The sequence below is a fragment of the Corynebacterium antarcticum genome (assembly GCF_016595285.2).
Lineage (GTDB): Bacteria > Actinomycetota > Actinomycetes > Mycobacteriales > Mycobacteriaceae > Corynebacterium > Corynebacterium antarcticum.
In genome coordinates this window covers 142,167-155,806 of record NZ_JAENIP020000001.1, presented here as the reverse complement: position 1 = coordinate 155,806, position 13,640 = coordinate 142,167, and the positions used below count along the sequence as shown (strand labels likewise).

The following is a 13,640-nucleotide window of genomic DNA, read 5'->3' as shown; positions in this document are numbered from 1 at the left end:
GGTCCCGGTGTGGGCTGACAGGACATGGAATAGTCGGAGCGGTGAGGGGTGCTGCGTCCTGAACCCTGTGACCCCACCGTCGACCCACCGAGAGGAACACGCTGCCCCATGATCCCCGCCGACATTCAGCTGACGGACATCACCGCGGATCTCGCCGACGACGGGGTCGCCCTCGGTTCGCTGGGAATCGAGTATCCGGGACTGTCCGGTGCGCTCTCTGGCGTGATTGACAATGCGAGGCAGAGCGGCTTCGGTGAGCTCCGGTTCGTCTACCTCGACTCCCCACCCGAGGTTGCGGCGGATCAGCGTGATGTCGCCCAGGACCTCCTGATCGCCACCGGGGCTGACACCGTGATTCTCCGTTCCCCGGCGGGCGGCGCCGTGGTCAGCACGGACCATTCCCGGGCGGCCATCGAATCCGCACAGGTCGACCTCTTCGGCAATCCGGATCTCGTGGCCGGCACCCAGGCCTTCGTCGACGACCTGAGCCACGCCACCGTCCCGTGGCAGGAGATAAACATCGGTGTCGGGGCCACCGTTCTGGTCGCTGTTCTCGCCACGGTTCTCGCGTTACGATCCCGCACCATCCGTGGAGGGCGTACCGCGGACTGCGTGCAGTGACCGCGTATTGGTTTTTGTCAACCCTCTGGACTTGACTATTCTGGTCCGTGTCGCGCTCTGCGGCATGATGTCCCGAAGTCTGCCGGGTCGCCGCCCGGGGGTCGGTCGGCCAAAAAGGTAGCGACACGCCGTTGGTGGGCGATTATGTGACAAACATCACTAAAGACGCATGTCCGGCTAAGTGCACAGGTCAGCAATGTTGGAAGTCATGTGTTCAGGCTTTACCAGTGTGACTGTTGGGGTCATTGTGTGCCCAAGTTCCTCCAAGTGAATTAACGTTCAGTTGTCAGCTCATGAGCTTCATCGAGTCAATCTGTCCCCAACGGTTTCAATCCGGTGGTGGTTCACCCCGACCACGCGGATGAACCGGTGGGAACGGGCGACCAGGCACGTGGGGAAGCATGCCCGATCGACCCGGAACCACAGATGATGTGGCCCATGAGCGACGCCGAATGTCAGCCCACCGAGGAACCCGGAACACATGGTCCGGTACCACGGCCCACGATGCGAGAAACAGTCGCCGCCGCCACCACCTATCCCGCCGAGCGGGACCGGGTCCGGCCGGGCGGGGATAGGAGTTAATCAGTGGCAATGCTCACGACCCGCCACGTCCCGGACGCCGGTGCACCGCAGGGGCTGGTACCGGCTGCGTCCCGGCGCTTGATCGGTGCTCTGTTGACCGCGTCTCTCGCCTTCACCCTCACACCCGCCGTCGCGGAACCACGGAATCCGGATGATGCGGAGATCGCCGCCGCGGAACAGGCCGTTGAATTGAAGTCGGGGGAGGTGGCGTCCCTCGCGGCGGGCCTGTCGACCACTCAGGAGCAGATCGCCGGCCTCGAGAACGAGATGGGGCGCCTGCGTGAAGCGGTCAACAAGGCGCTGGTGGACCTGCATGACGCCCAGGCCACCGCTGAGCTGGCCCGACAGACCGCCCGAGGTGCCCGCGCAGACCTGGAGGAGACGCAGGCGGAGTTGAACTCCCAGCAGGAGACTCTCGATGAGATCTCCCGTAGCGCCTACCGGCGGGGAACGGTGTCCCTCGCGGTCAGCGGCCTGGCGGGTGCGAAGAACGCCGATGACGCTCTCGCCAGACAGACGTTCCTGCGCACCTCGGCAGCCAAGCAGCAGGGTGTTCTCGACTCGCTCGATCAGCTGCGTACCGCGAACGCCAACGAGGAATCGCGGTTGCGGGCCGCGCGCAAGGCCGCCGAGGAGCGCGAATCCGAAGCAGCGGCCGCCGAGGCGGCGGTGCGGGCCGAGATAGACGCCAACGCGCGCCGGATCGAGGAGGCCGCCGCCGAACGCGACCGGCTCGCCGCGGAACGCGACGCCGCCCAGAAGCGCCTCGCTGAAGCCCGTGCGGCGTCCGGTGAGCTCCTCAACCAGCGCAGGGAGTTCGAGGAGTACACCCGGGCCGAAGCGGAGAAGAAGGCCGCCGAGGCGGCGGCGGAGCTGGCCGCACGGCAGAAGGCCGCCTCGGCGGCGGAGACGGCGGATGAGCGTCAGGAGGCGGCAGCCGCAGCCAGCGCCGCGGCCGCCGAGGCGCTCGCCGCGCCCGACCGCGAATCCGCCCGGGAGAAGGCCCGGGAAGCCGCGGACCAGGCGGTCCGGGCACAGCAGGTGGCGGAGCAGGCGGAGTCCGAAGCTGGTGCCGGCGCCGACGCGGAGCAGCTCGTGCAGGATCTCAAGCGCGCGGCGAATGCGGCGGAATCCCTTGCCGCGGCGGCCCTGGTCGCGGTCAATTCTCCGGATCACGCCACGCTGGACAATCCCTATCCGCAGGAGGAGTCCGACGCCGCCACGCTGATCGCGGCGGTGCGCGACACCGCCGCCCTGATCGATGAGAGCCTCGGTGGAGTCGGCGGCCAGTCGGCGACTCCGCAGCCCACCGCCGCCGATGAGAGTGCGACCGTCGGCGACGGCACAGCGACGGACGGTGCCGGAGTGCCCGCCGTGCCGACCGCCGCTCCGAGCACGACGCAGGCAGCCCCCGCCGCCACGACACGGAACGGGACCGCCGAGGATCCCGTCACCGGAACGCTGGACACGATCGTGGACTACGTCACCCTGACCGACCTCGATGAGGTCACGGACACCGCCACGGACGTCGTCACGGGCTCGCGCTCGGAGAAGATCGAGGCCGTCATCTCCCGGGCGACGTCGGTGATCGGCACGCCGTACGCGTGGGGTGGCGGAAATGCGGCGGGTCCGACCCGTGGTATCCGCGACGGTGGGGTCGCGGACTCCTACGGTGACTACAACAAGATCGGTTTCGACTGCTCGGGCCTGACGCTCTACGCGTTCGCCGGAGTCGGTATCGCGCTCCCGCACTACACGGGTTATCAGTACCAGCGCGGGACCAAGGTCTCGACCTCGAACATCCAGCGCGGTGATCTCCTGTTCTGGGGACCGAACGCGGAGTACCACGTCGCCATCTACCTCGGCGACGGAATGATGATCGAGGCGCCCCAGTCGGGTGGTCACGTGCAGATCAGCCCGGTTCGCTGGTCCGGCATGAGCCCGTACGCCGTCCGCCTGATCTGATCCACGTCACCTGAACCGCCCGCCGACGGAATACCCGTTTCCGGTGGGCGGTTCGGTATTCTGGCGTCATGGCTGATGCTCGCACCACCGATTACGACGCCCTGCTGTTTCTTTCCTTCGGGGGGCCGGAGGGCCACGACGACGTCCGTCCCTTCCTGGAGAATGTGACCCGTGGCCGTGGGATCCCGCCGGAGCGTCTGGACGAGGTGGAGGTCCACTACCACCATTTCGGTGGCGTGAGCCCGCTGAATCAGTTGAACCGTGAGATCATCTCGAATGTCCGTGTGGAGCTCGCGGAGAGGGCCATCGACCTGCCCGTGTACTTCGGCAACCGGAACTGGCATCCGATGGCCCCGGACACCGCCGTCGAGATGGCCCGGGACGGGATCCGCAACGCACTGGTGTTCGCGACCTCCGCGTGGGCCGGCTACTCGGGATGCAGGCAGTACGATGAGGACATCGCGGGCATGCGGGAACGCCTCGCCGCTGAGGGGCTGCCGGAGATCCGGTTCACCAAACTCCGGCAGTTCTACGATCACCCGCTGTTCATCCGGGCGATGGCTGACGCGGTCCGTGCGGCCTACGGTCGGCTCCCTGACGACGTCCGGTCATCGGCCCGCCTCATGTTCACCGCCCATTCGATCCCCACGGCGGCCGATAACGCGGCAGGGGTCGACGATGACGGTCCGCTGTATTCCCGCCAGGTCCACGAGAGCGCCGCGTTGGTCGCCAGGGAAGTGGGGGCCACCGATTTCGATGTGGTCTGGCAGTCGCGTTCGGGGTCCCCGCACACACCCTGGCTCGAACCCGACATCGTCGACCACGTGACGGAGCTGCATCATGACCGCGGGCTCCCGGCGGCAGTGGTCTGTCCGATCGGATTCGTCTCCGACCACATCGAGGTCGTTTGGGACCTCGATTCCGAGCTCGCCGAGGAAGCGGAACAGTTCGGTATCCCGATCGAACGCAGCGCCACAGCGGGCCCCACCCCGGAGTTCGCGAAGATGGTGGTCGACCTGGCCATGGAGATGATCGAGGGAACCGGGCCGGTACGCCTCGGGTCAGCGCCGTTGAAGGGGTGCACAGTGAACGGGGCCTACTGCGCAAACGGCTGCTGCGCCCCCGCCACGCGGCCCGCCGGTGCCCGGCGATCGAGATAGTTTCACCGCAGTGGATCTAAACCCCCGACTCGTTCAACATCTGTTGAACGAGTCGGGGGTTTGGTGTAGCGTGTGCACTGTCCACGTATTCAACAGATGTTGAATACTGAAAGGCGAGCGCATGTCACACGTCATCACCGCCACCGGCCTCACGGTCAGCCGTGGTCCGAACCGCCACCGGAGAACGATCATCGGACCTCTGTCCTTCACGGTCTCTCCCGGCTGTATCAGTGGGGTGGTCGGCCCCTCCGGAGCGGGTAAGACCACCCTGATCCGTGCCATCACCGGTCTGCAGCCTCATCAGGGCGAACTCGTTGTCCTGGGGCGCCGGGCCGGGCATCCTGCGAACCGGGGGAGAATCGGATACGACCCGCAGGAGGTCGCGGTGCATCCCGGACTCAGTGCCCGCGAGCACTGCCGCTACTACGGGACCCTCGGACATGACTCCGTCCCCTCGCGGGAGGTCATCGATGAGCTCCTTGAAGTGCTCGGGCTGGCGGAGGTGGCCGAAGTCAGGACGGACGGGCTCTCTGGAGGACAGCGCAAACGCGTCTCACTGGCCTGTGCGCTCATCTCCCGGGCGAAACTTCTCGTGATCGATGAACCCACCGTCGGGCTCGACCCGTTAACCCGGGAACATCTCTGGAACCACTTCCGGAGCCTCGCAGCCGAGGGTGTCACCTTCCTGTTGAGTTCACATGTTCTCGAGGAGGCCGACAGGTGCGACCGTGTGCTGATGCTCAGGCAGGGTGAGCTGATCGCGGACGAAACACCGACCGAACTGCGACACCGTACCGGATGCCCTGATCTTGAATCAGCGTTCCTCAAACTCGTACGGGAATGCTCCGGCTCAAGCGGAGAAGGGTGGAAGCGGTGAGTGCGATGAGACGAACGCTGTCGACCTCCGGACGGCTCTCCCTGGAGCTCATCCGTGACCGGAGACTCGCAGCCCAGATTCTGATACTCCCGACACTGCTCCTCACGCTCCTGTACTTCGTCTACCTGGATCATCCGGGATTCACGGTTGTCGCCCAGATGCTGCTGGGACTCATGCCCATGGTGATGATGTTCATCGTCGCTGCTGTCGCCGTCCAGCGGGAGCGCACGGCCGGGAATCTGGAACGCCTCTGGACGACCTGTCTCACCCGCACCGAACTGTTGGTCGGCTACGCACTGACCTTCGGAGGTTTCGCCGTCGTGCAGGCGGCGGTCATGCTCGGGGTCGCCCACCGGGCCCTCGGTGTGGATCCGCCCTCCGGAGTCCCGGGCACGGCCGTCGTGGCCATCTTGTCCGGGGTCACCGGGGCGGTGCTGGGTCTGGTCGCGGGCACCTTCGCCCGCAACGAGTTCCAGGCCGTTCAGATGGTTCCTCTGGTGATGGGCCCGCAGCTGTTCCTGGCGGGAATCTTCGTCCCGACGTCGGCGATGCCCCGGGCACTCCGGTGGATCTCGGACGCTCTACCGTTGACCTACGCGGTGGAGGCACAGCGACACCTCGCCGTGGAAACCGGCGTTTATCCGGACTTCGGGAGGGACATGCTGATTCTCTCCGGGTTCTCAGTGTGCGGTCTGCTCGTGGCCGCGCTGTTCATGCCGCGACGGACCTGAAACACCGGGGACGTTCCATCCGGACGTTAGAATGCCGGTGATGGAGAAGAGCAGAGCACGCAACCGAATCCTCGCATCCGCGGGTGCACTATTCGCGGCCCACGGATACCGTGGCACTACGCTTCGTGCCGTGGCGGCGGGGGCCGGGTGCGACGTCGCCCTTATCCCGCACTACTTCGGGAACAAGGAGGGGCTGTTCCGGGCTGTGATTCAGTTCCCCGAAGACCCGGGTGATGTCCACTCGGTGCTCGCTTCGGTGCCCTTCGACGAACTCGGCCCGGCACTGGTCGGGGAAATCGTCGGTCTGTGGGAATCACCTGTCGCCGATCAACTGCTCGCGATGGCCCGCGGTGCACTCGAGGATCCGACTCCCTTCTCCGAGTACCTCACGTCCGTTCTCTGGGAACCAGTTCGTGCGAGGCTCAGGGAGAAGGGCCTCGATCGCACGGAAACCGAGCGGCGGATCGCCTTCTCCCAGGCGCAGTTGGCGGGGATCATCGTCACCCGTTATCTGTTGCGTCTGCCGGGCGCCCGGGAATTGTCAACCGCTGAGCTCGTTGAGTCACTCGGCGCCGTCGTGCAGGATTTCCTCGACGGCAGCAACTGAACCCACGGGATCAGGAACCGCGACCGTATTCACCGACCGCGTACGCGACCCCGGCCATCCGTGCGGTGCGGAGATGCGTGAGGAGCTGGGTGAGTTCCGCGTCGTGACTGTGATCGCCGGCTTCGGTGACGACGCTCTCGATTATCGCGGCCACCCGGTCCGCCCGGGCGAAGACCCGGACCGCCCGGGGCGCGGCGGAGTCCGGGAGACCGGGACCCGAATAGAAGTCGTCCAGGCGACCGACCGTCAAGCGGGGATCCGGCAGGGGGCTCCGTCTGAAACCTCTGGCCTCGATGAGATCGGCGGCACGGGAGGTCGCCTCGGCGAGCATCCGGTCCGCGTCTCCCGGCCCGAGATGATCGGGCTCCGGTACACGCCCCGGCTCGGTGTACCACCGCCATTGGATCACGCCTCCCGGATCACCGAGGCCCGGTCCGGGGAGCAGAACATGGTTGATCTCCGGGTCCGGGTCCCGGATCACGAGGGCACTGAAGTTCAGATCGCGCGCCGCCTCGGCGGCCGGTGAACCCGCGATGAGTCCCGGAACCTGACCGGGCCCCCCGAAAACGAGTCTGAGTACGGGCTCTCCCGGGTCGAGCAGGGGAAGAACCGGAGCGGCGGTCTCCCGGAAATGGCGGAGCAACCCGATCAACCCGTCCCCGACCGCGGACCCGGCCCCATCCGGGCCCCGGACGACGAGGGTGTGCCTGGCACCGTAGTCGCCGAATGCATCGAGGAGATTGTCGTAGCTGACTCTGCCGTAGAGCCAACCGGCGAGCCAGACGGCGGCGTTCTGGAGGGGTGAGTACACCAGCGGGCGGAAATCCATGGTTGCCAGAGTTTAGCCGATAGGGTGGATTCCCATGAGTTTCAATGATCCGTACGGTGGCGACATTCTCGCGGGTCACCCCCGGCGCCGCAAACCCACGTATCCCGAGGTCCCGGCCGAACCCGGGCTCGTCGCGGAGGTGGTCGCCGACGGGTTCGTCGGAGCGGTCACCGGCTTCGAACGCACGTACGACGGTGATTTCATCCGGCTCGAGGACCGGTACGGCAGAGAGCGGTTGTTCAAGCTGAGGGACGGTGCCTTCCTCCTGGAGGGGCAGCGCGTGACGCTCACCCGGTACGTCCCCCGTACCGGGCCGAAACGGTCGAACTCGGGCTCCCGGAAGGTTGTGGACGTCACGGCCAAGGTTGCGGCACCGTCGCGGATCTGGGTCGAGGGAATCCATGACGCGGCGATCGTCGAGAAGGTGTGGGGCCACGACCTGCGCGTCGAGGGAGTCGTCGTCGAGTATCTCGAGGGCCTGGACAACCTCCCGGAACGTCTCAGTGAGTTCCGCCCGGGGCCCGGCAGGCGGGTCGGTGTTCTCGCGGATCATCTCGTCGAGGGATCCAAGGAGACCCGGTTGACACGGTCTCTCGGACCCGATGTCCTGGTGACGGGCCACCCGTTCATCGACATCTGGGCGGCCGTCAAACCGGAGAGACTCGGGATGCGGTCCTGGCCCGATGTTCCCCGCGGTGAGGACTGGAAGACCGGGATCTGCGCCCGGCTGAAGTGGGGGACACCCCGGGAGGGATGGAACCGGGTCTACGGTGCGGTCGAGAGCTACCGTGACCTCGACTCGACCCTCATCGGAGCGGTCGAACGGCTCGTCGATTTCGTCACGATCCCCGGCGTGGACAAGCGTGATCTGATCTGATTCCGGACCAGAGGCAGGTCCCGAGGTTCAGGTAGGGTGAAAACTGTGGGTGCACTCATCTGGTTGATAGCAGCGGTCCTGCTGGCCGCCCTCGAGCTGATGGCGGGCGACTTCACCCTGCTGTTGCTCGGCGGCGCCGCACTGGCCGCCGCCGGCGTCGCGGTCCTGGAGGTTCCCCTCTGGGTGGAGATCGCCGCTTTCGCGGTCTCCTCGCTGGCGCTCCTCATCTTCGCCCGTCCGGCGCTGCGTCGACGGACACTCTCCACCCGGATGCTCGACATCTCACCGCAGGCCCTCGTCGGTACGTCCGCCACCGTTCTGGAGGACGTCGACGGACACAGCGGGCAGATCCGGCTCGACGGCGATGTCTGGTCCGCCAGAAGCCTCGACCCCACACACAGGTTCGCCCCGGGCGACCGGGTGAACGTCGTCAAGATCGATGGCGCCATCGCCGTCGTCTGGAAGGAGATCTGAGCACAATGGAAGCTGCTCTGGTTCAAGTTTTTCTGATGGCGCTCATCGTCATCCTCATCGGACTGGTGGTGTCGAAGTCCCTCAAACTGGTGCCGGAAGGGGAGGCCGCCGTCATCGAGCGGCTGGGATCCTACACCCGGACCGCACAGGGACTGACGTTCCTCATCCCGTTCATCGACCGGGTCCGCGCGAAGGTCGACACCCGTGAACGGGTGGTCAGCTTCCCTCCGCAGGCCGTGATCACCAAGGACAACCTGACGGTGGACATCGATGTCGTGGTGACCTTCAAGATCAATGAGCCGCATCTGGCGATCTACGGCGTCGACAACTACATCTACGGTGTCGAGCAGATTTCCGTCGCCACACTCCGTGACGTCGTCGGCGGCATGGATCTCGAGGAGACCCTCACCTCCCGGGAGGTGATCAACCGCCGGCTCCGCAGCGAACTGGATGGTGCGACGACGAAGTGGGGTCTGCGCATCGCCCGCGTCGAGCTCAAGGCGATCGATCCGCCGCCGTCCATCAAGCAGCCGATGGAGAAGCAGATGACCGCGGAGCGGGAGAAGCGCGCGATGATCCTCACCGCTGAGGGACAACGTGAGGCCTACATCAAGACCGCCGAGGGGCAGAAGCAGGCCCGGATCCTCGCCGCCGAGGGCGAGAAGCACGCCTCGATCCTCGCCGCGGAGGCCGAACGACAGGCCGAGATGCTCCGCGCCGAGGGTGATCGTGCCGCGAGCTACCTCCGGGCTCAGGGCGAGGCCCGCTCAATTCAGAAGATCAATGCCGCTATCAAGGCCTCACAGTTGACGCCCGAGGTGCTGGCCTACCAGTACCTCGACAAGCTGCCGAAGCTGGCCGAGGGGGACGCCAACAAGGTGTGGATGATCCCCAACCAGTTCGGTGACTCCCTCGAGCAGTTCGCCCGCGCCATGGCGAACAAGGACGATGAAGGTATCTTCCGGTTCGAGCCCAACGAGGTCGATGACCGGACCCGGGAGATCGCGGAGGACGACGACACCGAAGGATGGTTCTCCACGGAATCCGACCCGGAGATCGCCGCCGCGGTCGCGGCGGCCAACGCCGTGGCCAACAAACCGGTCGATCCCTCACCCCACGAGGCCAAGAGAAGCGCGGCGCCCGACCCCGAGATCCCGATCGCCCCGTTCACCGGGCACCCGGCGCCCGGCGTCCCCGCGGTACCGACACCCGATCCGGCCCCGGAGAAGACCAACTGACCGGAGAACAGCAGCGAGCCTCCGCGCCGCCGAAAACTCCCCGGTGCGGAGGCTCTCCTCCGGATCGCGGAGCCGTTCCCCGGGCATCAGGTGGTGGCGTCGGACCCGCCTTCCGCCCTGTGGAGGAGTCCGACGGCGAGTTTCCATCCGGAGGTCTCCGCGGACCAGCCGGCGGCCGCCAGCCGTTGGGACATGGCCTGTTTGGAGATACCGAGTTCCGCCGCCGCCTCGTTCTGGTTCATCCCGCCCCTCATCAGCTGGGTGGCCTCACGGCCCTCGGTCGTCCGCTTCGCCAGGACATGGGCGAGGAGAGCGAAGACCGCGGCGATGTCGCCCATGTCGCCACCGTCCCTGGAACGTACCCGTACCACGCCGGTACGGCACCGGCGCCCGATGGCGGTCGTCGCGAGCTTCCGGACCTCCGCGTGATCCACGTCTGTGCCCGGAGCGACACCGATCCCGATCGCCCAGTCTCCGGCGGAGAGCAGAGCCATCGTCGTGTCGGTTACGGCCTCTGCGGAGTCGATCACCGCGCAGATGTCCTCGACCCCGAGGAGTTCGAAGGTGCCGACCCCGTGGAGGGTCGACAGTGCCTCGGCGGAGCGCCGGACCAGATCCGCCCGACGCCGTTCCCGCCCGCGGTAACGCGCGTGGACTGCGAACATCATCTCTCCCGTTCTACGGTGCCTTCCCGGTCTGCCGGGGCCGCCGGGGAACCGGCGGCTGACTCAGTGGCACGACAGGACAAGTCTACTCTCAGGGCTTGACCCCCGCCGTTTCCGTCACCTGTCTCCGATCCTGTCCCGCGGAAACCGGAGTCAGGTCCGCCCGGGGCGGGTGTCGAGGTGACACCTAGCGGAGCTTCCCGGTCACCGGGAGCCTCGAATCCAGGACCAGACCGCTGACGCCGATCAGCGTCAGGACAACGGTGACGACCACGACAGCGGGATCGGCCTGTCCGGTGAGTGCGTCCCCGAGGATCACCGTCATGACGGTTCCGGGGGCGGAGCCGAGGAGAGTGGCCACGGTGAACACCGGGAGCGGGACCCGGGTCAGCGCCGCGGTGTAGTTGAGCACCGAGAACGGCACCACCGCGATCATGCGCAGGGATGCCACCGCCAACCAGCCACGTTCCCTGAGGCGCGCGTTGATGTCGACGACCGTGGGATGGGTCAGTCGGGGTCTGATCCAGTCACCGAGTAGTGTCCGCACGATCGACAGGGACAGTGCCGCGGAGGTTGTGGTCGCGGTCACCGCGATGATGATGCCCAACGCCGGGCCGAAGAGGATTCCACTGGTCAGCGTCAGGATGGTCCGCGGAACCGGGAACTGGGTGATGACGACGTACCCGGTGAAGAACGCGAGGGGGAACCAACCCCCGGTTTCCTCGGACCACGTCCGCAACCTGGCGACTCCGGGAACATCGACGTAGACGACGGCGACCGCGGCGGCTCCCGCGAAGGCGATGATCGCGAGGCGCTTGAGGAGCGGGAGCGCGAGAAATCCCCGGAACAGCTGCGTCGTGCCCGAGGCGAGCGCACGGAGCGCCCGCCGGCCCCTGTTCCGAAATCCGATCACCGTTACCAGTTTACGGGTCCGCATCGCCCGGCGGTGGCGGTCGTACCGGCCCGGCGCGCCCCCGGATCTCGGGGAGGGACACCACCCGAAGGGGTGCCGTGTTTCCCGAATCGGCTCCTGGGACCGGGGTCCACCGGTTAGACTCAGGTACTGCCGTCAAGGCAGCCACGACGACCGATGGACAGGATTTCCTCACTGTGACCACTACACAAAACGAACCTGAGCACCCACTGAATGCGCCGGTGAAGTCCCCGGGGCTTCCCGGGGACTTCACCCAGCGTCAGGACGCCTGGTACAAGTCAGTGGCCGGCGTCTTCGCCCGGGTGCAGCGCAAAGACGTCGCTGATGTTCCGCTCGATGTGTGGAAGAAGCTCATCAGGACGACCTATGACGGGATCGACGTCCGACCGCTCTACACCCGAGCCGATGAATTCTCCGAGGCGGCCGCCCCCGGGGTGTTCCCCTTCACCCGGGGCAACGAGGTGAAGGACGCCCAGCGTGCGGGTTGGGGGGTCACGGAGACATTCGCACGGGACGCCGTCGAGAATGCCGCCGCCGTCAACAAGCAGATTCTGCACGCGCTCTACAACGGGACCACCGACCTCATCCTCGATCTCACCGGTGATCTGGGTCCGTCCGACCTCGGGGACATGCTGAGTGGTGTGCTCCTCGATCTGGTCCCGCTGAGACTCGCGGCCGGTGCAGGCACCCCCGACGCCGCACGCGAGCTCTACACCCTCGTCGATGCGGCGGACAGCCCGGACAAGGTCACCCTCGAGCTGTCCTGCGCACCGCTGACCGCCGGCGTGGACGCCACCGACTCCGTGGATCTCCCGACCGCCGTCGAACTCGCGGTCGAGGCGTCCGCGCGGCCCGGTGAGGTGCGCGCGATCCTCGTAGACGGCGTCGCCTTCAGCAACCAGGGGGCGACCGACGCCCAGGAGATCGGCTTCGCGCTCGCCACCGGCGTCGAGTACCTCCGTGCGCTCGTCGACGCCGGGCTCGACACCGCCGCGGCCCTGCGCCAGATCTCGTTCCGGTTCGCCGTGACGGACGATCAGTTCGCCCAGATCGCCAAGTTCCGGGCGGCCCGCCAGCTGTGGGCCCGGGTCGCCGAGGTCGTCGGCCACGCGGAGGCCGGGGGAGCGCCCCAGCACGCGATGACGGCCCCGGTCATGTTCAGCCAGCGGGACCCGTGGGTGAACATGCTCCGCAGCACCGTCGCCGCCTTCGCCGCCGGCGTCGGCGGTGCCACCGATGTCGAGGTCCTGCCCTTCGACGCGGCGGTCAAGGGAGGTCTGCAGGGAACCTCACGGTCCTTCGCACACCGGATCGCCAGGAACACCAACCTGCTGCTTCTCGAGGAATCGCATCTCGGCTTCGTCGTGGACCCCGGCGGCGGATCCTACTTCATCGAGGACCTCACCCGCGAGCTCGCCGACGCGGCGTGGTCCATCTTCACCGGTGTCGAGGGCGACGGTGGGTTCCGCGCCTACCACGGGTCGGGTGCCCTGCAGTCGGTCCTGGATGAGTCCCACGAGACTCTCCGTGCCGATGTCGCCCACCGGAGGAAGCAGATCACGGGCATCAACGAGTTCCCGAACCTCGCGGAGAAGCCACTCCCGGCCGACCGCCGGGTGGAGCCCGCCGGTGTCCGTCGGTGGGCGGCCGAGTTCGAGGCGCTGCGGAACCGGTCCGACGCGTTCCTCGAGGAGCACGGCGCACGACCGCGTGCCGTGCTCATCCCGATCGGCCCCCTGGCCAAGCACAACGTGCGGACGGGCTTCGCCACGAACCTGCTGGCCTCCGGCGGGATCGAGGTCGTGAATCCCGGACAGCTCGTGCCGGGCACAGACGAATTCACCGGGGCCGTCGAGGGCGCGGACATCGCCGTGCTGTGCGGTGCGGATCCGGAGTACACCGCGACCGGTGCAGAAGCCGTCCGGGCGGCCCGCGCCGCCGGGGTCGGCAGACTGCTGGTCGCCGGCTCCCCGAAGTCCTTCGCCGATGCGGAGGAGACCCCCGATGACTACCTGAACATGACCATTGACGCCGCGGCCACCCTGGCCGGCCTGCTCGAGACGCTGGGAGCGTGACGCAC

General features: G+C 67.0%; 13 protein-coding genes. 10 read left to right on the top strand and 3 right to left on the bottom strand.

Annotation, left to right across the window (positions count from 1 at the left end):
- Window positions 1-108: 108 nt before the first annotated feature.
- From JIM95_RS00665 to JIM95_RS00640, 6 genes are all read left to right on the top strand, one after another.
- Window positions 109-621, top strand: a complete 513-nt coding sequence (locus tag JIM95_RS00665) for an Rv1476 family membrane protein (RefSeq protein WP_200257559.1) — start codon at window positions 109-111, stop codon at window positions 619-621.
- Window positions 622-1,212: 591 nt separating this feature from the next.
- Complete coding sequence (locus JIM95_RS11305; RefSeq protein ID WP_200257778.1) at window positions 1,213-3,168, top strand: DIP1281 family NlpC/P60 protein; 1,956 nt, start codon at window positions 1,213-1,215, stop codon at window positions 3,166-3,168.
- 68 nt (window positions 3,169-3,236) lie between these two features.
- A complete protein-coding gene (locus JIM95_RS00655; protein ID WP_200257557.1) occupies window positions 3,237-4,328 on the top strand; it encodes a ferrochelatase in 1,092 nt (363 codons plus the stop codon).
- A gap of 121 nt (window positions 4,329-4,449) precedes the next feature.
- Entirely contained in the window at window positions 4,450-5,205 is a 756-nt protein-coding gene (locus JIM95_RS00650; RefSeq protein ID WP_200257555.1) for an ABC transporter ATP-binding protein, read from the top strand.
- Between the two features lie 5 nt (window positions 5,206-5,210).
- A complete protein-coding gene (locus JIM95_RS00645; RefSeq protein ID WP_200257553.1) occupies window positions 5,211-5,936 on the top strand; it encodes an ABC transporter permease in 726 nt (241 codons plus the stop codon).
- A gap of 40 nt (window positions 5,937-5,976) precedes the next feature.
- A complete protein-coding gene (locus JIM95_RS00640) occupies window positions 5,977-6,543 on the top strand; it encodes a TetR/AcrR family transcriptional regulator (protein ID WP_200257551.1) in 567 nt (188 codons plus the stop codon).
- Window positions 6,544-6,553: 10 nt separating this feature from the next.
- Here JIM95_RS00640 and JIM95_RS00635 read toward each other — a convergent pair whose 3' ends face one another.
- Window positions 6,554-7,372 (bottom strand): hypothetical protein, encoded by an 819-nt coding sequence (locus tag JIM95_RS00635; RefSeq protein WP_200257549.1) that lies wholly within the window; start codon window positions 7,370-7,372, stop codon window positions 6,554-6,556.
- A 34-nt stretch (window positions 7,373-7,406) separates the two neighbouring features.
- Between JIM95_RS00635 and JIM95_RS00630 the strand changes: the two genes are divergently transcribed.
- From JIM95_RS00630 to JIM95_RS00620, 3 genes are read left to right on the top strand one after another with little or no spacing between them, the layout of a single operon-like run.
- Entirely contained in the window at window positions 7,407-8,249 is an 843-nt protein-coding gene (locus JIM95_RS00630; RefSeq protein WP_200257547.1) for a DUF3097 domain-containing protein, read from the top strand.
- Window positions 8,250-8,294: 45 nt separating this feature from the next.
- A complete protein-coding gene (locus JIM95_RS00625) occupies window positions 8,295-8,723 on the top strand; it encodes an NfeD family protein (protein ID WP_200257545.1) in 429 nt (142 codons plus the stop codon).
- Window positions 8,724-8,758: 35 nt separating this feature from the next.
- Complete coding sequence (locus tag JIM95_RS00620) at window positions 8,759-9,961, top strand: SPFH domain-containing protein (protein WP_234034523.1); 1,203 nt, start codon at window positions 8,759-8,761, stop codon at window positions 9,959-9,961.
- Window positions 9,962-10,047: 86 nt separating this feature from the next.
- On the opposite strand, the gene JIM95_RS00615 is transcribed toward JIM95_RS00620, so the two are convergent.
- Both JIM95_RS00615 and JIM95_RS00610 read right to left on the bottom strand, forming a co-directional pair.
- Complete coding sequence (locus tag JIM95_RS00615) at window positions 10,048-10,626, bottom strand: MarR family transcriptional regulator (protein WP_200257777.1); 579 nt, start codon at window positions 10,624-10,626, stop codon at window positions 10,048-10,050.
- Window positions 10,627-10,813: 187 nt separating this feature from the next.
- A complete protein-coding gene (locus tag JIM95_RS00610) occupies window positions 10,814-11,539 on the bottom strand; it encodes a TVP38/TMEM64 family protein (protein ID WP_410170731.1) in 726 nt (241 codons plus the stop codon).
- 242 nt (window positions 11,540-11,781) lie between these two features.
- On the opposite strand from JIM95_RS00610, the gene JIM95_RS00605 reads away from it, so the two are divergent.
- A complete protein-coding gene (locus JIM95_RS00605) occupies window positions 11,782-13,635 on the top strand; it encodes a methylmalonyl-CoA mutase family protein (protein ID WP_200257776.1) in 1,854 nt (617 codons plus the stop codon).
- Window positions 13,636-13,640: the final 5 nt, after the last annotated feature.